This window comes from Streptomyces sp. NPDC020597, from assembly GCF_044335095.1.
Taxonomy (GTDB): Bacteria; Actinomycetota; Actinomycetes; order Streptomycetales; family Streptomycetaceae; genus Streptomyces.
In genome coordinates this window covers 74,561-97,495 of record NZ_JBIRUL010000018.1, presented here as the reverse complement: position 1 = coordinate 97,495, position 22,935 = coordinate 74,561, and the positions used below count along the sequence as shown (strand labels likewise).

Annotated in this window: 23 protein-coding genes and 1 pseudogene; 13 read left to right on the top strand and 11 right to left on the bottom strand. The window is 71.8% G+C overall.

The window, feature by feature from the left end; translation table 11 throughout:
• Positions 1 to 46: 46 nt before the first annotated feature.
• The 3 genes from ACH4ZA_RS27315 (at position 47) to ACH4ZA_RS27305 (ending at position 3,135) form a co-directional block, all read left to right on the top strand.
• Positions 47 to 1,189 (top strand): pectinesterase family protein, encoded by a 1,143-nt coding sequence (locus ACH4ZA_RS27315; protein ID WP_319279006.1) that lies wholly within the window; start codon positions 47 to 49, stop codon positions 1,187 to 1,189.
• 4 nt (positions 1,190 to 1,193) lie between these two features.
• Positions 1,194 to 2,225 carry a pectinesterase family protein gene (locus ACH4ZA_RS27310; protein ID WP_319279037.1) on the top strand — a complete coding sequence of 344 codons (1,032 nt, stop codon included), beginning with the start codon at positions 1,194 to 1,196 and terminating at the stop codon, positions 2,223 to 2,225.
• 112 nt (positions 2,226 to 2,337) lie between these two features.
• Positions 2,338 to 3,135 (top strand): HAD family acid phosphatase, encoded by a 798-nt coding sequence (locus ACH4ZA_RS27305; protein ID WP_398432092.1) that lies wholly within the window; start codon positions 2,338 to 2,340, stop codon positions 3,133 to 3,135.
• Positions 3,136 to 3,179: 44 nt separating this feature from the next.
• Here the strand turns inward: ACH4ZA_RS27305 and ACH4ZA_RS27300 are convergent, their stop codons facing one another.
• Positions 3,180 to 4,052, bottom strand: coding sequence for a hypothetical protein (locus tag ACH4ZA_RS27300; RefSeq protein ID WP_319279008.1), 873 nt, complete (start codon positions 4,050 to 4,052; stop codon positions 3,180 to 3,182).
• Positions 4,049 to 4,612, bottom strand: a complete 564-nt coding sequence (locus ACH4ZA_RS27295) for a SigE family RNA polymerase sigma factor (RefSeq protein ID WP_398432091.1) — start codon at positions 4,610 to 4,612, stop codon at positions 4,049 to 4,051. Before ACH4ZA_RS27295 ends, ACH4ZA_RS27300 begins: the two co-directional genes overlap by 4 nt.
• 264 nt (positions 4,613 to 4,876) lie before the next feature.
• Here ACH4ZA_RS27295 and ACH4ZA_RS27290 point away from each other — a divergent pair, with 264 nt between their 5' ends.
• Positions 4,877 to 6,328: an NCS2 family permease gene (locus ACH4ZA_RS27290; protein ID WP_398432090.1), complete on the top strand. Its 1,452-nt coding sequence runs from the start codon at positions 4,877 to 4,879 to the stop codon at positions 6,326 to 6,328.
• A 60-nt stretch (positions 6,329 to 6,388) separates the two neighbouring features.
• On the opposite strand, the gene ACH4ZA_RS27285 is transcribed toward ACH4ZA_RS27290, so the two are convergent.
• The 3 genes from ACH4ZA_RS27285 to ACH4ZA_RS27275 all read right to left on the bottom strand — a co-directional run bounded on the left by ACH4ZA_RS27285 (position 6,389) and on the right by ACH4ZA_RS27275 (position 9,236).
• Complete coding sequence (locus ACH4ZA_RS27285) at positions 6,389 to 7,846, bottom strand: peptidoglycan D,D-transpeptidase FtsI family protein (protein ID WP_398432089.1); 1,458 nt, start codon at positions 7,844 to 7,846, stop codon at positions 6,389 to 6,391.
• Positions 7,847 to 7,925: 79 nt separating this feature from the next.
• Complete coding sequence (locus tag ACH4ZA_RS27280) at positions 7,926 to 8,396, bottom strand: GNAT family N-acetyltransferase (RefSeq protein WP_319279012.1); 471 nt, start codon at positions 8,394 to 8,396, stop codon at positions 7,926 to 7,928.
• A gap of 66 nt (positions 8,397 to 8,462) precedes the next feature.
• Positions 8,463 to 9,236 (bottom strand): IclR family transcriptional regulator, encoded by a 774-nt coding sequence (locus tag ACH4ZA_RS27275; RefSeq protein WP_107444662.1) that lies wholly within the window; start codon positions 9,234 to 9,236, stop codon positions 8,463 to 8,465.
• Positions 9,237 to 9,358: 122 nt separating this feature from the next.
• On the opposite strand from ACH4ZA_RS27275, the gene ACH4ZA_RS27270 reads away from it, so the two are divergent.
• The 5 genes from ACH4ZA_RS27270 (at position 9,359) to ACH4ZA_RS27250 (ending at position 14,054) form a co-directional block, all read left to right on the top strand.
• On the top strand, positions 9,359 to 10,888 hold the full coding sequence (locus ACH4ZA_RS27270; RefSeq protein WP_398432088.1) for an aldehyde dehydrogenase (NADP(+)): 1,530 nt from the start codon (positions 9,359 to 9,361) through the stop codon (positions 10,886 to 10,888).
• 37 nt (positions 10,889 to 10,925) lie between these two features.
• On the top strand, positions 10,926 to 11,534 hold the full coding sequence (locus tag ACH4ZA_RS27265) for a DUF1349 domain-containing protein (protein ID WP_319279015.1): 609 nt from the start codon (positions 10,926 to 10,928) through the stop codon (positions 11,532 to 11,534).
• A 42-nt stretch (positions 11,535 to 11,576) separates the two neighbouring features.
• Positions 11,577 to 12,083 carry a GNAT family N-acetyltransferase gene (locus ACH4ZA_RS27260; RefSeq protein WP_319279017.1) on the top strand — a complete coding sequence of 169 codons (507 nt, stop codon included), beginning with the start codon at positions 11,577 to 11,579 and terminating at the stop codon, positions 12,081 to 12,083.
• Between the two features lie 106 nt (positions 12,084 to 12,189).
• Positions 12,190 to 12,906 carry a DsbA family oxidoreductase gene (locus tag ACH4ZA_RS27255; protein ID WP_398432087.1) on the top strand — a complete coding sequence of 239 codons (717 nt, stop codon included), beginning with the start codon at positions 12,190 to 12,192 and terminating at the stop codon, positions 12,904 to 12,906.
• 95 nt (positions 12,907 to 13,001) lie between these two features.
• Positions 13,002 to 14,054, top strand: a complete 1,053-nt coding sequence (locus ACH4ZA_RS27250) for an aminotransferase class V-fold PLP-dependent enzyme (protein ID WP_398432086.1) — start codon at positions 13,002 to 13,004, stop codon at positions 14,052 to 14,054.
• Positions 14,055 to 14,158: 104 nt separating this feature from the next.
• Here the strand turns inward: ACH4ZA_RS27250 and thpD are convergent, their stop codons facing one another.
• The 6 genes and pseudogenes from thpD to ACH4ZA_RS27220 all read right to left on the bottom strand — a co-directional run bounded on the left by thpD (position 14,159) and on the right by ACH4ZA_RS27220 (position 19,124).
• A complete protein-coding gene (gene thpD, locus ACH4ZA_RS27245; protein ID WP_398432085.1) occupies positions 14,159 to 15,046 on the bottom strand; it encodes an ectoine hydroxylase in 888 nt (295 codons plus the stop codon).
• Positions 15,043 to 15,456: an ectoine synthase gene (locus ACH4ZA_RS27240; RefSeq protein WP_319279021.1), complete on the bottom strand. Its 414-nt coding sequence runs from the start codon at positions 15,454 to 15,456 to the stop codon at positions 15,043 to 15,045. Before ACH4ZA_RS27240 ends, thpD begins: the two co-directional genes overlap by 4 nt.
• Positions 15,457 to 15,548: 92 nt before the next feature.
• Positions 15,549 to 16,820 (bottom strand): diaminobutyrate--2-oxoglutarate transaminase, encoded by a 1,272-nt coding sequence (gene ectB / locus ACH4ZA_RS27235; RefSeq protein WP_319279023.1) that lies wholly within the window; start codon positions 16,818 to 16,820, stop codon positions 15,549 to 15,551.
• 105 nt (positions 16,821 to 16,925) lie between these two features.
• Positions 16,926 to 17,432, bottom strand: coding sequence for a diaminobutyrate acetyltransferase (gene ectA, locus ACH4ZA_RS27230; protein WP_398432084.1), 507 nt, complete (start codon positions 17,430 to 17,432; stop codon positions 16,926 to 16,928).
• Between the two features lie 277 nt (positions 17,433 to 17,709).
• Positions 17,710 to 17,904 (bottom strand): annotated as a pseudogene (locus ACH4ZA_RS27225) (DUF664 domain-containing protein); the annotation flags it as partial.
• A 119-nt stretch (positions 17,905 to 18,023) separates the two neighbouring features.
• Positions 18,024 to 19,124, bottom strand: a complete 1,101-nt coding sequence (locus tag ACH4ZA_RS27220) for an aminotransferase class V-fold PLP-dependent enzyme (RefSeq protein WP_398432083.1) — start codon at positions 19,122 to 19,124, stop codon at positions 18,024 to 18,026.
• Between the two features lie 183 nt (positions 19,125 to 19,307).
• Here ACH4ZA_RS27220 and ACH4ZA_RS27215 point away from each other — a divergent pair, with 183 nt between their 5' ends.
• The 4 genes from ACH4ZA_RS27215 to ACH4ZA_RS27200 are packed head-to-tail and all read left to right on the top strand — an operon-like array spanning position 19,308 to position 22,894.
• Complete coding sequence (locus tag ACH4ZA_RS27215) at positions 19,308 to 20,159, top strand: transporter substrate-binding domain-containing protein (RefSeq protein WP_398432082.1); 852 nt, start codon at positions 19,308 to 19,310, stop codon at positions 20,157 to 20,159.
• On the top strand, positions 20,156 to 20,989 hold the full coding sequence (locus ACH4ZA_RS27210; protein WP_319282472.1) for an amino acid ABC transporter permease: 834 nt from the start codon (positions 20,156 to 20,158) through the stop codon (positions 20,987 to 20,989). Before ACH4ZA_RS27215 ends, ACH4ZA_RS27210 begins: the two co-directional genes overlap by 4 nt.
• Positions 20,986 to 21,780 carry an amino acid ABC transporter ATP-binding protein gene (locus tag ACH4ZA_RS27205; RefSeq protein ID WP_398432081.1) on the top strand — a complete coding sequence of 265 codons (795 nt, stop codon included), beginning with the start codon at positions 20,986 to 20,988 and terminating at the stop codon, positions 21,778 to 21,780. Before ACH4ZA_RS27210 ends, ACH4ZA_RS27205 begins: the two co-directional genes overlap by 4 nt.
• A 22-nt stretch (positions 21,781 to 21,802) precedes the next feature.
• Entirely contained in the window at positions 21,803 to 22,894 is a 1,092-nt protein-coding gene (locus tag ACH4ZA_RS27200; RefSeq protein ID WP_319282468.1) for an amidohydrolase family protein, read from the top strand.
• The last annotated feature ends 41 nt before the right edge of the window (positions 22,895 to 22,935 follow it).

Sequence of the window (22,935 nt, the reverse complement as noted above, 5' to 3'; positions counted from 1 at the left end):
CCCGCTGAGCCCTCCCCGCAGAGCCGCACCGTCAAGGAGCACCCGCATGCACCCCGTTTCGAGAAGACGGTTCCTCGCCGTGAGCGCCGCGAGCGCGGGAACGGCCGCCGCCCTGGCACTGGGCGCCCCGTCCGCGCAGGCCGCCCCGGCCGCCCGCGCCTCGGCGGGCGGCCGCCGCCCGTTCGGCCGCCACGGCTCCCCGGCCGCCCGCCGCACCCCGCAGACCCTCTACGTCGACCCCTTCGGCCGGGGCGACTTCACGGCCGTGCGGGACGCCGTCACCGCCGCCGCGGGCAGCGGCTGGACCCTCGTCCTCGCACCCGGCGTCTACCGGGAGACCGTGGTCCTCGATCCCACCCGTACCGAGGCCACCTGGATCGGCGCCGGTGAGGACCCCCGGGACGTCGTGATCGTCTACGACAACGCGGCCGGCACCCCCAAGCCCGGCGGCGGCACCTACGGCACCACCGGCTCGGCCACCGTCACCCTGCAGGCCGCCGGCTTCACCGCCCACCGGATCACCTTCGCCAACGACTGGCTGCGCGCCGAGCACCCCGGCATCACCGGCACCCAGGCCGTCGCCGTCAAGGTCCAGGGCGACCGGTCCGCCTTCCACCACTGCCGCTTCCTCGGGCACCAGGACACCCTGTACACCGACTCGATGTCCCTGACCGCCTTCGCCCGGCAGTACTTCGCGCACTGCTACGTCGAAGGAGACGTCGACTTCGTCTTCGGCCGCGCCACCGCCGTCCACGAGCGGTGCCACTTCCGCACCCTGAACCGCACCGACCTGGCCGGCGCGCCCTACGGCTTCGTCTTCGCCCCCTCCACGGCGGGCGCCAACCCGCTCGGCCAGCTGGTCAGCCGCAGCCGGATCAGCAGCGAGGCTCCCGACGCCTTCTACAAACTGGCCCGCCCCTGGGTGCCCAGCTCCGACACCACCGCCCGCCCCATGCTCACCGTCCGCGACACCCGGATGGACGCCGGCATCGACGCGCCCGCGCCCTACACGAACATGTCGGCCGCCTTCCCCTGGCAGAGCCAGCGGTTCGCCGAGTACCGCAACACCGGGCCGGGGGCACGGATCACCGTCCCCGAGAACCGCCCGCAGCTCACCCGCGACCAGGCCCGGTCCGCGACCCGTGAGGCCTACCTCGGCGACTGGGAGCCCTGGAAGGGTGAGTGCTGAGATGCTGCCCCGCCGCACGCTCCTCGCCGCCGCCACCGGCGCCGCCCTGCTCGCCGGGGCGCCCGCCGCCCACGCGCACTCCCGCCGCGTCCTGCACGTCCGCCCCGGCGACAGCGTCCAGGCGGCCGTGGACGCCGTCTCCGGCCCCGGCTGGACGATCGTCGTCCACCCGGGAACGTACCGGGAGGTCGTCGCCGTCCCGGCGGACAAGGCGGAGCTGACCCTGCGCGGCGCCGGCCGCGACCCGCGGTCCGCCGTCATCGTGTTCGACAACGCCAACGGCACGCCCAGGCCGGACGGTTCGGGCACCTACGGCACCGCGGGCTCCGCCACCTTCACCTCCGCCGCGCCCGGCCTCATCGTGCGCGACCTCACCCTCGCCAACGACTGGCTGCGCGCCGACCACCCGGAGACCACCGGCACCCAGGCCGTCGCCGCCTATGTCACCGGCGACCGCTCGCACTTCGAGAACGTCCGGTTCCTCGCCCACCAGGACACCCTCTTCGCGGACACCACCGCGCTCGACGCCTTCGACCGGCAGTACTACCGCCACTGCCACATCGAGGGCGACGTCGACTTCGTCTTCGGGCGGGCCCGGGCCGTCTTCGACGCCTGCCGCTTCCACACCCTGCGGCGGGACGTGTCCTTCACCCCCAAGGGCATGGTCTTCGCCCCCGCCACCGCGCGGGCCGACCCCTACGGCTTCCTCGCCGTGCGCGGCCGGATCACGTCCGCAGCGGAGGACGCCGCGTACAAGATCGCCCGGCCCTGGGTGCCGTCCTACGAGACGACCGCCTGGCCCTCGCTGGTCGTCCGGGACACCTGGATCGGCCCCGGCATCGACGCGGTGACGCCCTACGTCAACATGCGCGAGGCCTACCCCTGGCAGACCATGCGCTTCCGCGAGTACGCCAACTCCGGTCCGGGAGCGGTGGCCTCGGTGCCGGAGAACCGGCCGCAGCTGACCCCGGCGGAGGCCGCCCTGCACACCCCGCGGACGTACCTGGGCGACTGGAGGCCCTACGGGCGGCGGTGACCCCGGCGGCGACGCGCCGGCGGGCCGGGTACCGCGAGCGTCGGGGCGCTTGACCCGTTTTTTGCCCGGCGGGGCTCGCGCTCACCCGCGTGACGCGCGTAGAAAGCGTGTCATGCATAAGCCACAGCGCATCGCGGCCATCGCCGCGGCCTGCGCCGTCGCCGGCGCCGCCCTCTTCGGCGCCGGCGCGGCCACGGCCGGCCAGTCCACGGCCAACTCCACGCACGAGCCCTACAACATCGGGCTCCTGGTGAAGGACATCGACACCTACTACGGCACCGCCCCGGACGCGAACGGCGTGTACCAGGCTTCGCCTGCCAGCCCGTACGCCAAGGACCTCGCGAGCATCGACAAGGCCGCGCGGAAGTACATCGACCAGGCCGCCCGCAAGGCATTCAGGAAGGGCGAGAAGCCCGCGGTCGTCTTCGACGTCGACGACACCCTGCTGCTCAGCCTCGACTACGAGAAGCGGTACAACTACACGTACAACTCCGCCACTTGGGCGGCGTACGTGAACAAGGCCGACCGCCCGGCGGTCTTCGGCAGCCCCGAACTGGTGCGGTACGCCGAGAAGAAGGGCGTCGAGGTCTTCTACAACTCGGGCCTCTCCGAGGCCCAGCGCGCCGCCGCGGTCGAGAACCTGAAGAAGGTCGGCGCCGACGTCAACCTCGACACCGCGCACATGTTCCTCAAGAACGCCGCCGCCCCGCCGTCCTACCTGAGCGCCTGCGCCACCCCGGGCGCCTGGACCTGCACGACGGTCCAGTACAAGTCGGGCACCCGCAAGCACATCGAGGACGACCTCGGGTACGAGATCATCGCCAACTTCGGCGATCAGTACTCCGACCTCGACGGCGGCTACGCCGACCGCAGGTACAAGCTGCCGAACCCGACGTACTTCGTCGGCTGACGTCCTGTGCGGGGGCGGGACCGTCCCGCCCCCGCACGGCCTGCTCAGTCCTTCTCGTCGTCGTGGGAGGCGAAGTCGCCGCCCACGACGCTCTGCCGGCCGCCGTCCGAGCGGCCGGACATCGCGTAGGCGTCGGCCTTCGCGTCACGGCCGCCGCGGTCGTGGTTGTACTGCCCGGCGAACACCCACTCGCCCTTGGGGACGGTACGGCCCGGTTTGAGCACCCAGGTGTAGACGAGGAAGCCGTCGTGTTCGGCCGAGGTGAACTCGAAGTCGCCCTCGGGCAGCGAGCGCCAGGCGCCCGTCGACGAGACCCCGCCGGTCTGCGCGACCTTCAGCTGCACGGTGAGCGCGGTGAGCGCCTCGGACGTCTTCAGCGTGACGTTGCTCTGCGCCCAGAAGTCGTTGCTGTGCAGGTCGAGCGAGCCGTCCGACCACAGCGGGCCCTCCGCCTCGTCGGTCGTGGCCGGCAGCAGGGAGGCCGCGGGCGCGGAGGGCTTGGCCGCGGGGCTCTTCGGCGGGGAGACGCCCGGCCCGGCCGGCGTCCTGCCGCCGCCCGGGGTCCGAGTCGGCCGGGGAGAGACCGGAGGGCGGCTGGTGGCGCCCGGCGACTCGACCGGCGGCGAGGAGACGGAGACGGCCGGCTGCGCCGGGGCGCCGCCCTTCACCGCGGACGCCACCGCGTAACCGCCGACCGCGAGCAGGCCCGCGACCGCGGCCGTCGCGCCCACGATCCGCGCCCAGCTCCACAACGGCGGGCGGGTCGCCCGATGGGCGGAGCGGACCTGCGCCTGCCCCTGCCCGGCCATCCCACGCTCGACCCGGGCCAGGATGCGCGCCCGGTCGGGCTCGTGCGCCTCGGCCGCCGCGTGCAGCCGGGTGCGCAGTTCGCCGTGCACGTCCCGCTGCGTCGTCATCGGTCCCTCCCTGCGGCCTGACGGTCGCGTGCCATCGCAGGCACCCTCACCGGAGCCCCTTTGCCGCCCAGCAGCTTCTGCAGCTCGGCCATCCCCTTGGACGTCTGGCTCTTCACCGTACCCACGGAGACGCCCAGTGCGAGCGCGGTGTCCTTCTCCGACAGATCGAAGGCGTGCCGCAGCACCACGCAGGCGCGTTTGCGGAACGGCAGTCTACGCAGCGCCGACTGCACGTCCACGACGCCGGCGACGTCGGGATTCTCTGTCTTCTCCTCGCGCTGCGACCAGAACAGCGCGATCCTGCGGCGCTCGCGGACTGCGCTGCGGATGCGGGTGCGGGCGAGGTTGGCGACCACCCCGCGCGCGTAGGCGACCGGATGGTCCGCGGCGCGCACCCGGTGCCAGCGGTTCCACAGAGCGAGCAGCGCGTCCGCCGCCAGGTCGTCGGCGGCGTCCGCCTCGCCGGTCAGCAGGCAGGCCAGGCGGGACAGTTCGGCGTAGTGGCGGTCGAAGAAGGCGTGGAACTCCACGGAGGCGGCGTCGTCGACGACTGTGCCCACGGGTTACCTCTTCTCGGTGCGACCGGTGCTGTGCGTGCCATGTGAATGACATGGGAATGTCCCGGGGAGGCGGTCGGGACGAGATCGGGAAGCGTAGCAGTGCGCGATCACCCCGTCCGGTCGGGGGTTCGAACACCGCATGGCAGGCCGAACGTGTCCGGAACCCGATTCCGTAACACGGCGAAAACCTGAAGAGGGTTCAACGGGGGAACAATCCAGCCAGCATCCGCACCGAGATCGTTCCGGCCCCGAGGAGTGGCAGCCATGTCCGAGACGCAGCAGAAGGCCGACCGGCCCACCCGTGAGAGACCGGCGGTGAACAGCGTCGACCGGTTCTTCCGGATCTCCGAACGAGGGTCCACGTTCAGCCGGGAGATACGCGGCGGGACCGCCACGTTCTTCACGATGGCCTACATACTTGTCCTGAATCCCATCATCCTGGGCAGCGCCGAGGACAAGTTCGGACACCGCCTCGACAGCGTCCAACTCACCACCGCCACCGCCCTGGTGGCCGCGGTGATGACCATCGTCATGGGCGTCGGCGGCAACCTTCCCCTCGCGCTCGCCGCGGGGCTCGGCCTGAACGCGGTCGTCGCCTTCCAGATCGCCCCGCTGATGAGCTGGGACGACGCGATGGGCCTCATCGTTCTCGAAGGCCTGCTGATCTGCGTGCTGGTGGCGACCGGACTGCGTGAGGCCGTCATGCACGCCATCCCGCAACCGCTCAAGCAGGCGATCAGCGTCGGCATCGGCCTGTTCATCGCCTTCATCGGCTTCGTCGACGCCGGCTTCGTCAGCCGCATCCCCGACGCCGCGCACACCTCCGTCCCCGTCCAGCTCGGCGGCACCGGCACGCTGGGCGGCTGGCCCGTCCTCGTCTTCTGCCTCGGCGTGCTGCTGACCGTGGGGCTGCTCGCCCGCAAGGTCAAGGGCGCGATCCTGATCAGCATCGTGGCGATGACGCTGCTCGCGATCGTCATCGACTCGCTCGCCGACATCAAGTCCTGGGGACTGACCACGCCCGCGTGGCCGGACGACGTCGTCGGCGCCCCGGACTTCGGGCTGATCGGTCACTTCAGCCTGTTCGGCGCGTTCGGTCGGACCGGTGCCGTCACCGTCGTCCTGCTGGTCTTCACGCTGCTGCTGTCCGACTTCTTCGACACCATGGGCACGGTCGTCGGCATCAGCGCCGAGGCCGGACTGCTGAACGACAAGGGCGAGGTGCCCAACCTGGGCCGCGTGCTGCTCATCGACGGCGCGGCGGCGGTCGCGGGCGGCGCGGCCTCGTCGTCCTCCGCGACCTCCTACATCGAGTCGGCGGCCGGCGTGGGCGAGGGGGCGCGCACCGGGTTCTCCAACCTCGTCACCGGCGCGCTCTTCGCCCTCGCGCTGTTCCTGACGCCGGTCCTCACCATCGTCCCGCTCCAGGCGGCCGCCCCGGCCCTCGTCGCCGTCGGCTTCCTGATGATGACCCAGGTCAAGAGCATCGACTGGGACAGGTACGAGATCGCGATCCCGGCCTTCCTGACCATCGCCGTGATGCCCTTCACCTACTCGATCACCAACGGCATCGGCGCCGGCTTCGTCGCGTACGTCGTGATCAAGACCGTGCTCGGCAAGGCGAAGGAGGTGCACTGGCTGCTCTGGGGCGCCTCGGCGCTGTTCCTGGTGTACTTCGCGATCGACCCGATCGAGCAGGTCCTCGGCGTCAAGTGAGGTGAGCGGACGCGGCGGTGACGGGGGCGGCCGCTCTGCGGGCCGCCCCGTCACCGCGGGCTACTTCCGCAGCGCCGCCTGCATCATGGCCTTCGCGACGGGCGCGGCCAGGCCGTTGCCGCTGACCTCGGAGCGCGCCGCGTCCGACTGCTCGACCACGACGGCCACGGCGACCTGCTCGCCGGACGAGTCGGACTTCCCGTACGAGGTGAACCAGGCGTACGGGGCCTTGCTGTTGTTCTCGCCGTTCTGGGCGGTGCCCGTCTTGCCGCCGACGGTGACGCCGTCGATGAGCGCGTTGGTTCCGGTGCCCTTCTCGACGACCGTCTGCATCGCCGACCGCAGCTGGGCGGCGGTCGAGGCACTGACCACCTGGGTGGTGGTCGCCGTGTCGTCGTAGTCCTGGAGGACGTCGCCGCCGCCGTTCGTGATCTGCTCGACCATGTGCGGCGAGACCAGCTTGCCGCCGTCGGCCAGGGCCGCCGACACCATCGCCATCTGCAGCGGGGTCGCCGTCACGTCGAACTGGCCGATGCCGGTCAGCGCGGTCGAGGAGGCGTCCATGCCGGACGGGTACACGCTTGCGTAGGCCCGCACCGGCACGTCCTGGCTGTCGTCGTCGAAGCCGAACCTGTCGGCCATCGCCTTCAGCTTGTCCTGACCGAGCTGGACGGCCATGTGCGCGAACACGTTGTTGCAGGAGTACTGCAGCGCCACCCGGATCGAGGCGTCCTCGCAGGGCGCCGACCTGTTCTCGTTCGCCAGGTCCGTCCGTGTGCCCGGCAGGGTGTACGGGTCGGCGCTGTCGGTCTTCTCGTCCACGGACGTGTACAGCCCGTCCTCCAGCGCGGCGGCCGCCACCACCAGCTTGAACGTCGAGCCGGGCGCCAGGGGCTGCCGCAGCGCCCGGTTGACGAGGGGCTTGTCGGGGTCCGCGGTCAGCTTCTTCCAGGCCGTGCCGGCGGTGTCGGCGTCGGTCAGCGACGAGGGGTCGTACGACGGCGTCGAGACGACCGCGAGGATCCGGCCCGTCGACGGGTCGATCGCGACGGCCGCGCCCTTCTTGCCGCCGAGCGCGTCGTACCCCGCCTTCTGCACCGCCGGGTCGATCGTGGTGAGCACGTCGCCCGGCTCCGCCCGCTGGTTGGTGACCGTGTCCAGGACCGTCTTCAGCCGGGGGTCGGTGCCGTTCAGCAGGTCCGCGTACACGCCCTCCAGCTGCGTCGGGGCGTAGCTCTGCGAGGCGTAGCCGGTCACCGCCGCGTACAGCTCGCCGTTCGTGTACGTGCGCTTGTATCTGAGGTCGCTGTCCGAGGTGACGGCCGAGCCGGTGATCGCCTTCCCGGCCACGATGATGTTCCCGAGCGGCTCCGCGTACGTCTGGATCGCGTTGCGCCGGTTGTGCGTGTCGTCCGCGAGCGCCCGGCCCTCGTAGAACTGCACCCAGGTCGCCCGCAGCAGCAGGGCGAACACCAGCAGCAGCGCGAAGACCGAGGCGCGTCTGATCGTCTTGTTCATGGCGATGGGAAGACGAACGGGACGGGGGGCGGCGTTCCCTCCTTCCCGGTTTCTCATCGCCTGTTCATCTGCGCCCGGCTCAGTTCTCCAGCCGCAGGACGATCTCCTCGATCTCCGCCTTCCGCGCGGGGGCGTACCCGGTGGCGCGGGCGGTGGGCACGAAACCGCACTTGACGAGGACCCGGAGGGAACCGGCGTTGTCGGCCGCCGCCCGAGCGAACAGCGGGCGCTCGGGGACCTCGGCGAGCAGGGCCGTCAGCGCTTCCGTGGCGATGCCCCGGCCCCAGTACGCACGGTCCACCCAGTACGTCACCTCGCGCTCGCCCGGCTCCCCGTACACGGCCGCGCTGCCGACCACGTCCCCGTCCACCAGGATCGTGCGCACCACGGCGGACGAGGCGCGGATCCTGCTCCAGCGGTCGTCGAAGGCGTCCCGGTCGGCCGGGTCCTCCGGGGTGAACGCGGCCATCACGAGGGACTCGGGGTCGTTCGTCTGCCGGAAGAACACCGGCAGATCGCTGTCGTGGACGCGGCGCAGAGCGATCGGCATACCGCAGAGCGTAGGGCCTGTCCGCCATGGGCGCGGAGCGCCGGGCGGCGCCTTCGCGCCCCGGCCTCAGAGCCGCCGGGTGGCCAGGGTCAGCCGGTCGCGGGCGTCGAACAGGGCGTCCTTCACCAGCTGCTCGTGCGCCGGCGTGAGCCGCGCCACCGGCACCGAGCAGCTGATCGCGTCCCGGGCCGGCGTGCGGTAGGGGATCGCCACGCCGAAGCAGCGCAGGCCGAGCGTGTTCTCCTCGCGGTCCACCGCGAAGCCCTGCTCGCGAACCTGGTGCAGCTCCTCGATGAGCTTCTCTCGGTCCGTGATCGTGTGCTCGGTGAGCGCCGGGAGCGTCTCCGGGAGCAGCTTGCGGACCTGCTCGTCGGTGTAGGTGCTCAGCAGCGCCTTGCCGAGCGAGGTGGAGTGCGCGGGCAGCCGGCGGCCGACGCGGGTGAACGGGCGCAGGTAGTGCTGCGACTGGCGGGTGGCGAGGTAGACGACGTTCGTGCCGTCCAGCCGGGCCAGGTGGATGGTCTCGGTGGTGTCGTCCGAGAGTCGGTCCAGGGTCGGCCGGGCGGACGCGACCACCTCGTCGCCGTCGATGTACGAGGTGCCCACGAGCAGTGCCCGCACGCCGATGCCGTACCGCGTGCCCGTCGCGTCCGTCTCCACCCAGCCCAGCTCCACGAGCGTGCGCAGCAGCATGTACAGACTCGACTTGGGATATCCGACGGCCTCCTGGACCGATGCGAGGGAGTGCATCCCGGGGCGACCGGCGAAGTATTCCAGCAGCTCAACCGTCCTTACCGCGGACTTGACCTGCGCTCCGCCCCCCGTCTCGACAGCCGACATCGCCCTTGACCCCTTCGTTCGACGGGAAATACGCTCCGACAGCATATTCATCATCAGAGACAGCGTTCAGCATATCGAACGCCCCTGGTGGGTGAGCCCGTACCAACGTGGAGGGACCCTCGGTGGCAGCAGCACCAGTCTGGAGTGTCGACCCCCGAACCGGGAAGCAGCGTGAACAGGTTGCGGTGGAGGCCACAGCCCAGGAGGTCGACGCCGTCGTCCGTGCCGCCCACGACACGCGCGGCTCGCTCGCGGACCGTAGCGTCCGCGCGGCCTTCCTGCGCTCCGCCGCCGACCGTCTCCAGGCCGCCAGGGACACCCTCGTCGAGGTGGCCGACGCCGAGACCGCGCTCGGTCCGGTCCGGCTGACCGGCGAGCTCGCCCGCACCTGCTACCAGCTGCGCGCGTTCGCCGGCATCGTCGACGAGGGCGCCTTCCTCGACGTCGTCGTCGACCACCCCGACGACACCGCCACCCCGCCCGTCCCCGACCTGCGCCGCTACAAGGTGCCGCTCGGCGTGGTGGCCGTGTACGCGGCGTCGAACTTCCCCTTCGCCTTCTCCGTCGTCGGCGGCGACACGGCCAGCGCGCTGGCAGCCGGCAACCCGGTGGTCGTCAAGGCCCACCCCGACCACCCGGGGCTGTCCGAGCTGGTCGCCAAGGTGGTGCGCACGGCCGCCGCCGAGCACGGCATCCCGGCGGACGTGCTCGGCCTCGTGCACGGCTTCGACGCCGGTCTCGAGCTGATCGGGCACCCGTCGGTCGCCGCCGCCGGCTTCACCGGCTCGATCCGGGGCGGCCGGGCCCTGTTCGACGCGGCGGCCGCCCGGCCGACGCCGATCCCCTTCCACGGCGAGCTGGGGTCGCTGAACCCCGTCGTGGTGACCGAGGCGGCCGCCGCCGAGCGCGCCGAGGCCATCGGGACCGGTCTGGCCGGGTCCATGACGCTGGGCGTCGGCCAGTTCTGCGTCAAGCCCGGCCTGGTCCTGGTGCCGTCCGGCGCGGCAGGCGACGGGCTGCTCAAGTCCCTGACCGACGCCGTGAGCGACACCGAGGCGGGCGTGCTGCTCGACCACCGGATGCGGGACAACTTCGTCGCGGGGGTCGCCGAGCGCGCCGGGCTGCCCGACGTGGAGTCGCCGGTCACGCCGGGCGCGGGCGGGGAGCACACCGTCAGCGCGGGGTTCCTCACCGTGCCCGCCGCCCGGCTCACCGCCGACGGCGCGCACGACCTGCTGCTCGAGGAGTGCTTCGGGCCGGTCACCGTGGTCGCCCGCTACGAGGACGACGACGAGGTCAGGGCCGTGCTGTCGCGTCTGCCGGGCAACCTCACGGCGACCGTCCAGCTGTCCGAGGGCGAGGCGGCCGGCGAGGGCCGCGGCGGGGAGATCCTCGCCGAGCTGACACCGCTCGCCGGGCGCGTGCTGGTGAACGGCTGGCCGACCGGCGTCGCCGTCGCGCCGGCGCAGCACCACGGAGGGCCCTACCCGGCCACCACGTCCACCTCCACCTCGGTGGGCGGCACGGCGATCGAACGGTGGCTGCGGCCGGTCGTCTACCAGAACACCCCTGCCGCGCTGCTGCCCGTGGAGCTGCGCGACGAGAACGAGCTGGGCCTTCCGCGCCGGTTCAACGGGCGTCTGGAGCGATAGCGCGTGGCGCCCCGCGGGGACGTCCGATAATCAGACCATGGACTTCTCGCTCCCCGAACTGCCCTTTCCCCTCCGTACCTACGGACCCGACGGGCACTGGTTCCACGAGGACGGGGTGCTCACCGGGTGGGCCGGAGCGCGGCAGGACCGGTTCGTGACGCCCACCGGGGAGGCGTTGGACCCCGCGGCGGACGCCCCCCGGCTGCTGGGGGCCCCGGAGGGCGACTTCCAGCTGATCGCACGGGTCACCGTGGGATTCACCGGGGCCTTCGACGCGGGGGCGCTGTACGTCCAGGTCGGCGAGCGGGACTGGGCCAAGCTCTGCCTGGAGTACTCCCCGGACGTGGCGACCGTCTGCACGGTGGTCACCCGGGGGCACTCCGACGACGCCAACGCCTTCACCGTGGAAGGGAGTTCGGTCTGGCTGCGGGTGAGCCGGACCGGCCGGGCCTTCGCCTTCCACGCCTCCCGGGACGGCCGCCGCTGGACCTTCGTCCGCCTGTTCACCCTGGGCGACGAGGAGCGGACCGGCGCGGCCCTGGTCGGCTTCATGACGCAGGCGCCGATCGGGGAGGGATGCGTGGTGACGTACGACCACCTCGCGTTCCGGCACGAGTGGCCGAAGGATCTCAGGGACGGCAGCTGACCGGCACGGAACCGGCGGGACGGCCCGCACGTCCTCCCGGGCATGATCGGAGATCGCGTCACCGCTGACCGGGTGATCCGTGCGGCCGTGCCCGCCGAGACGGAGGCGGTCGCCGCCCTGCACGCGCGCGCCCGGGCGACGTACTACCCCGACGGCGTACCCCAGGACGGCACGGACTGGCTCGCGAACTGGCGCACGGCCGTCGAGCGGCGGGACGGGCGCGTGCTCTGCGTCCTGGAGCAGGGGCGGATCGTCGCCCTGGCCTCGTTCCGCACGCCGCAGGACGCGCCCGCGGGCACGGTGCGGCTGTTCCAGTTCCATGTCGACCCCGGCCACTGGCGTGCGGGGATCGGCACGGCCCTGCACGCGGCCTGCGTCGAGCGGTGGCGGGCGGACGGCCTGAGCGCGGCCGTGCTCGACGTGCACGTCGACAACCGGCGGGCGCAGGCCTTCTACGCACGGCAGGGCTGGGTCCCGGACCCGGAGCGCCCGCCCGCGGAGGGGGATCACCACCTGTGGCTCGCCTACCGGGTGCCCGACGGCTCCTGATCGGCTGCTGCCGACCGGCCGGGGAATGAAGCCGGCTGCTTGAACGTTCATTCACCTGGCGGAGGGAAGCTCCGTGGCAGCCGCACGACCTGGAGAGAGCCGAGACATGCGCGTCGAGATCTGGAGCGACATCGCCTGCCCGTGGTGCTATGTGGGCAAGGCCCGCTTCGAGAAGGCGCTCAAGGCCTTCCCGCACCGCGACCAGGTCGAGGTGATCCACCGTTCCTTCGAGCTGGACCCGGGCCGCGCCAAGGACGACGTCCAGCCGGTGCTCGCCATGCTCGGCAAGAAGTACGGGATGAGCCAGGCCCAGGCGCAGGCGGGCGAGGAGAACCTGGGCGCCCAGGCCGCCGCCGAGGGCCTCGCCTACCGCACCCGGGACCGCGACCACGGCAACACCTTCGACATGCACCGTCTCCTGCACTTCGCCAAGGAGCAGGGACGCCAGGACGAGCTGATCCAGATCCTCTACCGGGCGAACTTCGCCGAGGAGCGGTCCGTCTTCACCGAGGGCGACGAGCGCCTCGTGGAGCTGGCGGTCGAGGCCGGTCTGGACGCCGAGGCCGCTCGCGCCGTCCTCGCCGACCGGGCCGCGTACGCCGACGAGGTCCGCGCCGACGAGCGCGAGGCCGCCGAGCTCGGCGCGAACGGCGTGCCGTTCTTCGTCCTCGACCGTGCCTACGGCGTCTCCGGCGCCCAGCCCGCGGAGGTCTTCGCCCAGGCCCTGACCCGGGCGTGGGAGAGCCGCTCCCCGCTGAAGCTGATCGAGGACGACGGTGCGCAGGCCTGCGGACCGGACGGCTGCGAGGTCCCCCAGCGGTGAAACCGCAGGTCAACGCCTATCCATAAGCGTTCCTTAGCGGCATCGCGTAAAAATCGGCGATGGACGGGGAGGTCCGTGGGGCCCAGAGTGGACCCATGGAGACCTTCGAGAGCCTCGTCGGCGCCGAGTTCACACCGAAGACCACCTACCTGAACACCGCGAGCAACGGCCTGCTGCCCGCCCGCACCGTCGCCGCCGTGCACGCGGCGGCGCTGCTGCGGGCCGAGGGAAGGCCGCTGAGCCCGCTGTTCGAGGACGTGCAGGCGTGCCGGGCCGCGTTCGCCCGGCTGGCCGGCGTGCCCGTCACCCGGGTGGCTCTGGGCGCCTCGGTCGCCGCGCACACCGGAGTGATCGCCGCCTCGCTCCCCGCGGGGGCGGAGGTGCTCACCGCCGAGGGCGACTTCACCTCCGTGCTGAATGCGTTCCACGTCCGCGGCGACCTCAAGGTCCGCGCCGTGCCGCTGGAGCGGATCGCCGAGTCCGTCCGCCCCGGCACGGCGCTGGTCGCCGTCAGCGCCGCCCAGTCCGCCGACGGACGGATCGCCGACCTGACCGCCCTGCGGGAGGCGGCCCTGGCGCACGGGGCGCGCACCTACGTCGACTTCTCACAGGCCGCGGGCTGGCTGCCGACGGACGCCGACGCCCACGACTTCTCCGCCGCGGTCTCCTTCAAGTGGCTGCTCGGCCCGCACGGCGCGGCCTTCCTCGTGGTCCCGGAGGACTTCGGCGGCCTGTCGCCGATCCTCGCGGGCTGGGTGGCCGGCGAGCAGCCCTGGGACAGCTGTTACGGCCCGGTGGCCGAACTCGCCCGTTCCGCGCGGCGGTTCGACCTGACGCCCGCCCTGTCCACCTACGCCGGGCTGCGCCGTTCCCTCGAACTGCTGGAGGAAATCGGCGTGGCCGCGATCGGCGCCCACAACCGCTCCCTCGCCGACCGCTTCCGCGCCGGACTGGCCGCCCTCGGCCGCGAGCCCGTTCCCGCGCCCGGGTCAGCGATCGTCTCCGTGCCCGGACTCGGCCACCGTCAGCCCGAGCTGGCCGCCGCCGGCATCCAGGTCTCGGACCGGGCCGGCCACCTGCGCACCGCCTTCCACCTGTACAACACACCCGCCGACGTCGACCGTCTGCTGGACGTCCTGTCGGACTGACGCCCGGCGGACGGCAGCCCGACGGGCCCAGGACTCCCTCACCCCGGTCGGGCGGGTGTCCCGGGCCGCGTCGGGCTGCCGTCCGCCGGCGGACGCTCCGGCGCTCACGTCACGGGCGTGAAGTCCCGGGCTCCGATGAAGTCCGGCCGGCGGATCGGCGCCGCGAACGGCTCCACGGCCGTGTTCTCCACACTGTTGAACACGATGAACACGTTGCTGCGCGGGAAGGGCGTGATGTTGTCGCCGGACCCGTGCATGGCGTTGCAGTCGAACCAGGTCGCCGAACCCGCCTTGCCCGTGAACAACTTGATGCCGTAGTCGCCGGCCATCGCGGTGAGCGCCTCGTCCGAGGGCGTGCCCGCGTCCTGCATCTGCAGCGACTTCTTGTAGTTGTCCTTCGGTGTCGCCCCGGCGCAGCCGAGGAACGTGCGGTGCGAACCCGGCATGATCATCAGGCCGCCGTTGGTGTCGAAGTTCTCGGTCAGCGCGATCGAGACGGACACCGTCCGCATGTTCGGCAGGCCGTCCTCGGCGTGCCAGGTCTCGAAGTCGGAGTGCCAGTAGAAGCCCCCGGCCCCGAAGCCCGGCTTGACGTTGATCCGCGACTGGTGGACGTACACGTCCGACCCCAGGATCTGCCGGGCCCGCCCGACGACCCGCTCGTCACGGACCAGCGCGGCGAAGACCTGGCTGAGCCTGTGCACCTCGAAGACGGACCGGATCTCCTGCGAACGCGGCTCGACGATCGACCGCTCGTCCGCCCGGACCTCCGGGTCGGCGACGAGGCGCTCGAGCTCCCGCCGGTACACGGCGACCTCGTCGTCGCCGATCAGCTGGTCGACGGCGAGGAAGCCGTCGCGCTCGTAGGCGTGCAGATCGGCGGCCGGGATGGGGCCGGGGGCGTCGGGGGAGCCCCAGACGACGGGGTCCCGACGGGGGACGGACACCTCGGCGGCGCCACGGGTGGGGTAGAGATCGGTGAGCGTGGTCACGATGCCTGCACCTCCTCGGGCTCGGTCAGCAGGGGGTAGACGCCGTTCTCGTCGTGGTCCTCCCGTCCGGTCACCGGCGGATTGAACACGCAGAGGCAGCGGAAGTCCTCCTTGACGCGCAGCGTGTGCCGCTCGTGCCCGTCGAGGAGGTACATGGTCCCGGGCGTGACGGTGTGCGTCAGCCCGCTCTCGTGGTCGGTCAGCTCGGCCTGGCCCTCGACGCAGACCACGGCCTCGATGTGGTTCGCGTAGTGCATCGACGTCTCGGTGCCCGCGTACAGAATCGTTTCGTGCAGCGAGAATCCGACCCGTTCCCGGGCCAGGACGATGCGCTTGCTCTCCCAGGTGCCGGACGCCGCCCGCACATGCCGGTCGGTGCCCTCGATGTCCTTGAACGAACGGACGATCACGGTGTCGCGATGCCTCCTAGATAGGTGACGGATGGCCGGCCGCGGCAGCGGCCGGTGCGCGGGCCGGGGCGCGCCCGGCCCGCGCGGGAGCCTCAGACGGTCTCCCGCACGGCCCGGGCGACGATGCTCAGGCCCTCGTCCAGCTCCTCCGGGGTGATGGTCAGCGCGGGCAGCAGCTTGACGACCTCGCTCTCCGGGCCGGACGTCTCGATCAGCAGCCCGAGTTCGAAGGCGCGCTGCGCGACGCGGCCGGCCCGCGCCTTCTCGTGGAACTCCAGGCCCCACACCAGACCGCGGCCCCGGTACTCCTTGACGTCGGCGAGGTTCTCCTCGGTGATGGAGATCAGCCCCTGCTCGACCTGCTCGCCGCGCGTCCGGGTCTGCTTCTCCATGGCCGACCCGTCGGCCCAGTACGTCTCGAGCGCGGCGGTGGCGGTGACGAAGGCGGGGTTGTTGCCGCGGAAGGTGCCGTTGTGCTCGCCCGGCTCCCACACGTCGAGCTCGGGCCTGAACAGGCAGAGCGACATGGGCAGTCCGTAGCCGCTGATGGACTTGGACACGGTGACGATGTCCGGGACGATGCCGGCCTCCTCGAAGGAGAAGAAGGCCCCGGTGCGCCCGCACCCCATCTGGATGTCGTCGACGATCAGCAGCATGTCCTGCCGCTCGCACAGCTCCTTGAGCGCCCGCAGCCACTCGGGACGCGCGGCGTTGATGCCGCCCTCGCCCTGCACGGTCTCGACGATCACGGCGGCGGGCTTGTTGAGGCCGGAGCCCTGGTCCTCGAGCAGCCGCTCGAACCAGAGGAAGTCCGGTACCTGACCGTCGAAGTAGTTGTCGAACGGCATGGGCGTTCCGTGCACCAGCGGGACGCCGGCGCCGGCCCGCTTGAAGGCGTTGCCGGTGACGGCCAGCGACCCGAGGGACATCCCGTGGAAGGCGTTGGTGAAGGACACGATGGCCTCGCGCCCCTTCACCTTGCGCGCCAGCTTCAGCGCGGACTCCACGGCGTTGGTGCCGGTCGGGCCCGGGAACATGACCTTGTAGGGCAGGTCGCGCGGGCGCAGCACCAGGTCCTGGAAGGTCTGCAGGAACGTCCGCTTGGCGACGGTCGACATGTCGAGCCCGTGCGTGACGCCGTCCCGCATCAGGTAGTCGATCAGCGCCCGTTTCAGCACGGGGTTGTTGTGGCCGTAGTTGAGCGATCCGGCGCCGGCGAAGAAGTCCAGGTACCGATGGCCGTCCTCGTCGTACATACGGCTGCCCTGCGCGCGGTCGAAGACGACGGGCCAGCCGCGGCAGTAGCTGCGCACCTCGGACTCGAGGGTCTCGAAGACGCTGAGGTCGGGCTGGGTGAGGGTCACGGCGAAAACACTCCTCGGTGTGGGGTCGGCAGGAGAGCGGTGCGGGGCGTGGGGGGACGTGGGAGCGGTACGGGTGTGCGGGGAGGCGGGGGGAGCGTGGGCGGATCAGAAGGAGAGCGGGCCGATCCGGTACAGCACCTCGGGGTCGTGCGGGCCGTCGGGGAACAGCCCGGAGCCGAAGAGCACTTCGCGGGTGACGCCCGCCCCGTGCCGCTCGGCGTACGAGGCGAACAGCCGCTCGGAGGCGGTGTTGCCCGGAGTGACGGTCGTCTCGACGGCGGTGAGCGGGCGCTCCGCGGCGATCCGCGCGGTCAGTCCGTCGAGCAGCGCGGCGGCGAGTCCGCGGCCTCGGTGTGCGGAGTCGACGGCCACCTGCCAGACCAGCAGGGTGTGCGGGTCCTCCGGCCGTACGTAGCCGGTGACGAACCCGACCGGCTCGCCGTTCTCCGCACGCGCCACCGCCGAGGTGGCGGCGAAGTCGCGACACCACAGGAGGTAGCTGTAGGAGGAGTTCAGATCGAGCGTTCCGGATTCCTTGGCGAGACGCCAGAGGGCGGCTCCGTCAGCCACCGACGGGCGGTCGATACGCAGGTCTGCTTGTGTGGCAGTCATGCGGATTGAACTTACCGAGCGAAATTCGATAACGCATGGAGAGGCCGTGGTGATTCCGTGATGCCACAGAGACTGAAGGGTTTTTTGTCCCGTTTTACACCGCGCAAAAGGTGCATATTGTTGAGCTTGTGCAATGCGTCACGCAGTTCCGGAACGCTCGGAGTGCTGCGAAATTGCTGCGTTTAGGTGCGGGGAAGCGGGGCAGAAGAGCCCGGGAAACCTATCGCCGTAAGCCGCTCGTAAAACAACGGGAATGAATTCCCGAATTGCCTTCCGTTCAGACTCCGGTCGCCCCGTCGATACGCTCGCGGAGAATGTCGGCGTGGCCGTTGCGGCGCGCGTACTCCTCGATCAGGTGGAGGAGCACCCAGCGCAGGCTGACCTCGATCCCGGTCATCGGGCCGTCCACGACCCGGCCGGTGTCCTCCAGCGACCGCCCGGCGATCAGCTCGCGCCCGCGGGCGATCTCTCGGGATCGGGCGGCCGCCGGGAAGAGTGCGGTGCGCGTCGGCGGTCGTTCCGCCGGCATGCCCCCCCGCATCCGGCGGCGTCGGCCGGTTCCGGCTGCCCCCGGTCGCTGCGGCGGCCGGGTCAGCCGCGGTCGCCGTCCACGGCCCGGCGGGCCGCGTCCAGGTCGACGGTCAGGCCCCTCTCCGCGAGCGCGGCGCCCAGCGCGGCCAGGGACTCGCGCACCGCGTCCAGGGTCGCGTCCGGCCCGTAGTGGTTGACCCGGATCATCTCGCCGGCCAGCGCGCCCCCGCCCGCGGCCAGCGGCAGCGCGGGGTCGCTCGCCAGTGCCCGGGCCACCAGCTCCGACGCCGGCACGCCCACCGGCGCCCGCAGGGTGGTGGCGACCGGCGCGGCCTCCGCCGCGTCGTGCACGAACGGCTCGAGCCCGCCGCCCAGCGCCAGCGCCCCCGCCCGGGCCGCCGCCGCGGCGGACGCGTGCCGGGCCGTCACCGTCTCCAGCCCCTCCGTCTCGATCCGCTCCACGCACGCCTCGAGGGCCAGCATCTCCAGCTGCGCCGGCGCGTGCAGCAGGGTCTTGCGGCCGCCGTCGATCCACCGGTGCTTCCAGTCCAGCAGGGACAGGTACGAGCGGCGCGGGGCTGTCGGGTTGGCGGACATCCGCGCCCACGCCCGCTCGCTCACCGAGACCGCCGAGACGCCCGCCGGGCCGCCCATCGCCTTCTGGGCGCCGATCACGCACAGGTCCACGCCCCACGCGTCGGGCAGCACCGGCTCCGCGCCGATGGAGGCGACCGCGTCCAGGGAGAAGAGCGCGCCGTGCTCCCGCACGGCCTCGCCGATCTCCGCGACCGGGTTGGTGTTGCCGGTCGCCGCCTCCGCGTGCACCAGGGAGACGAAGTCGATCTCCGGGTGTTCGGCGAACGCCTCGCGGACCTGGGCCGCCGTCGCCGCCGTGTGGAAGGGGACCGCCAGGTCGATCACGGTCGCGCCGCAGTCCCGCAGCCAGTCGCCGAAGGTCTGACCGTACGGGCCGGTGATCACGTTGAGGGCCGTGGTGCCCGGACCCGCGGCGCCCCGGATCGCGCCCTCCAGGGGCAGCAGCGCCTCGCCCTGCGTGACCACGACGTCCTGCCGGGTGTCCAGCAGCCGGGCCACCCGCGCCTCGATCGAGGCGAAATGTGCGGCGCTCAGCGGTGCGAGGTCCAGGAACGGGTGTGTCACGACGGTGCTCTCTTCACTGACGGGGTAGGGGTGACGAGAGTAGCCGGGACGCTCTCCCCCCACTCCATTGGCGACTTCGCAGGCCCAGCGGCCTTGTGACCATTGGATTGGTTTGAGAGTCTCAAACTTCTCCTTATAATCGGAACTCAAAGTTCCCCGAAATCCCTTACAGGAAGGCCCGCCGTGATCACCCTCTCCGGGCGCCGGACCCGCATCCTGGCCGCTGCCACCGCGACGGCCGGGCTCGTGCTCGTGGCCGCCTGCACGTCGAGCGACGACGGCGGCAGCGGCTCCAAGACCGCCGCCGGCGGGGTCGAGCTCGTCAAGGCGGGCCAGCTCACCACCTGCACCCACCTGCCGTACCCGCCCTTCCAGTCGGAGATCGACGGCAAGGTGCAGGGCTTCGACGTCTCCCTGATCGACCTGGTCGCCAAGAACCTCGGCGTGAAGCAGGCGATCGTCGACACGCCCTTCGAGAACTTCAAGACGGGCGCCTTCCTCAACTCCGGCCAGTGCGACCTCGCCGCGGCCGGCATGACCATCACCGACGAGCGCAAGAAGAACGTCGACTTCTCCGACCCCTACTTCGAGGCCACGCAGGCCGTCCTCGTCGACAAGGGCGCCGGCGTCTCCTCGCTCGCCGAGGTGAAGGCCAAGGGCCTCAAGCTGGGCGCGCAGGCGCAGACCACCGGTGAGGACTACGCCGAGAAGCAGGGCCTCGACCCGGTCTCCTTCGAGTCCTCCGACGCCGTCCTCAACGGGCTGCGCACCGGTCAGGTCAAGGCCGTCGTCATCGACTACCCGGTGGTCCAGGGCTGGCTGAAGGACAAGGCCAACGCCGGCGCCTTCACGGTCGTCGACAACCTCAACACCGGTGAGCAGTACGGCTTCACGGTGAAGAAGGGCAACGCGAAGCTGGTCGCCGCGATCAACAAGGCGCTGGCGGACGCGAAGGCCGACGGCACGTACAAGACGCTGTACGAGAAGTGGATCGGCCCGTACGACGCGTCCGCGGCCTCCCCGTCGGCGTCATGACCGCCGCGGACGTACCGCTCCAGCCGAAGCGGAAGGGGCTGACCCGGCGGCAGAGGCGCCGGCTGTCCAGGGGCCTGCAGTACGCCGTGTTCGTCGCCGCCGTGATCGTCTTCGCGGTGACGGCCGACTGGGGGCGGCTGAAGAACCAGTTCGCCCAGTGGGACATCGCGAAGGAGATGTTCCCCGACGTCATCACGCTGGCGCTGAAGAACACCGTCCTGTACACGCTGTCGGGCTTCCTGCTGGGGCTGGTGCTCGGCCTGGTCATCGCGCTGATGCGGCTGTCCTCGGTCGGCCCGTACCGCTGGGTGGCCGGCGTGTACATCGAGATCTTCCGCGGCCTGCCGGCCCTGCTGATCTTCGTGTTCATCGGCGTGGCCGTGCCGCTGGCCTTCCCCGGCACGGAGATCGTCGGCGGCACGTACGGCAAGGCGGCCCTCGCGCTCGGCCTGGTGGGAGCCGCGTACATGGCGGAGACGTTCCGCGCGGGCATCCAGGCGGTGCCCAAGGGGCAGACGGAGGCGGCGCGTTCGCTGGGCTTCTCGCCGGCCCGCGCGATGATCTCCATCGTCATCCCGCAGGCGTTCCGGATCATCCTGCCGCCGCTCACCAACGAGCTGATCATCCTCTTCAAGGACTCCTCCCTGGTCCTGCTCCTCGGCGTGACCCTCCAGGAGCGCGAACTGTCCAAGTTCGGCCGGGACCTGGCCAGCGACACCGCCAACTCCACGCCCATCCTGGTCGCCGGCCTGTGCTACCTGCTGGTGACCGTCCCGCTCGGCTTCGTCGTGCGCCGCATGGAGGCCAAGGCCCAGGAGGCCGTGAAATGAGCCGACCCGAGATCGAAGTGCGCGGCCTGCACAAGGCGTTCGGCGACAACGAGGTGCTGCGGGGAATCGACCTGGAGATCGGCCGCGGCGAGGTCGTCTGCGTGATCGGCCCCTCCGGCTCCGGCAAGTCGACGCTGCTGCGCTGCGTGAACCTGCTGGAGGAGCCCACCGGGGGCCAGGTCTTCGTCGGCGGCACGGAGCTCACCGACCCCGACGTCGACATCGACGCCGTGCGACGCCGTATCGGCATGGTCTTCCAGCAGTTCAACCTGTTCCCGCACCTGTCGGTGACCGAGAACCTGACGCTGCCGCAGCGCCGGGTGCTCGGCCGCGGCAAGGCGGAGGCCGCGAAGGTGGCCGCCCAGAACCTGGACCGGGTGGGCCTGTCGGAGAAGGCGCACGCCTATCCCTCCTCCCTCTCCGGCGGCCAGCAGCAGCGCGTCGCGATCGCCCGCGCCCTCGCCATGGGCCCCGACGTGATGCTCTTCGACGAACCGACGTCGGCGCTGGACCCGGAACTGGTCGGCGACGTCCTGGCCGTCATGCGCATGCTGGCGGACGAGGGCATGACGATGATGGTCGTCACCCACGAGATGACCTTCGCCCGCGAGGTCGCCGACCGGGTCGTCTTCATGGACGGCGGAGTGATCGTCGAGGACGGGGCCCCGGCCCAGGTCATCGGCGCTCCGCGGCACGAGCGCACCCGCCACTTCCTCTCGCGTCTCCTCGACCCGGCGATGGCCGAGGTGGAGGAGGAGACGTCCGACCAGGTGGGCGGGAGCACCGGCTAGTGCCGTGACCTAGGGTGCACGCATGAGCGATCATCCGGTGCTGCACGTGAAGGGCAGGGTCCTGGCCGGGCCCGAAGACGTCCGCGACGAGCTGTGGGTCGTCGGCGGCCGGATCTCCTACAGCCGTCCCGCGGCGGCCCGTGAGGTCCGCACCGTCGAGGGCTGGGCGCTGCCCGGTCTCGTCGACGCGCACTGCCACGTGGGCCTCGGCGGGCACGGGCCGGTCGAGCCGGACGTCGCGGAGAAGCAGGCGCTGACCGACCGCGAGGCGGGCGCCCTGCTGCTGAGGGACGCCGGCTCGCCCTCGGACACCCGCTGGATCGACGACCGCGACGACCTCCCGAAGATCATCCGGGCGGGCCGGCACATCGCCCGCACCCGCCGCTATCTGCGCGGCTACGCCCACGAGATCGAGCCCGAGGACCTCGTCGCGTACGTCGCCCGGGAGGCCCGGCGCGGCGACGGCTGGGTCAAGCTGGTCGGCGACTGGATCGACCGCGAGGCCGGCGACCTGGCCCCCAGCTGGCCGCGGGCCGCGGCCGAGGCGGCCATCGCCGAGGCCCACCGGCTGGGCGCGCGGGTCACGGCGCACTGCTTCGCCGAGAACTCGCTGCGCGATCTGGTCGAGTCCGGCATCGACTGCATCGAGCACGCGACGGGTCTGACGGACGACCTCGTCCCGCTGTTCGCCGAGCGGGGCGTGGCGATCGTCCCGACCCTGGTCAACATCGCCACCTTCCCGGAGCTCGCGGCCGGCGGGGAGGCCAAGTTCCCGCGCTGGTCGGCCCACATCCGCAGGCTCCACGCGCGCCGGTACGACACCGTCCGCTCCGCCTACGACGCCGGCATCCCGGTCTTCGTCGGCACGGACGCCGGCGGCTCACTGCCGCACGGCCTGGTGGCGGCGGAGGTCGCGGAGCTGGTGACCGCGGGCATCCCCCCGCTGCAGGCGCTCTCGGCGACGACGTGGGGCGCACGCGCCTGGCTCGGGCGCCCCGGCCTGGACGAGGGCGCGCCGGCGGACCTGGTGGTGTACGGGACGGACCCGCGCGCGGACGTGCGCGTGCTGGCGGCGCCCCACAGGGTCGTGCTGAACGGGAAGATCGTGGGCTGAAGGCGCAGCACATACGCCACCGGGCCCGACCGAACCGGGCG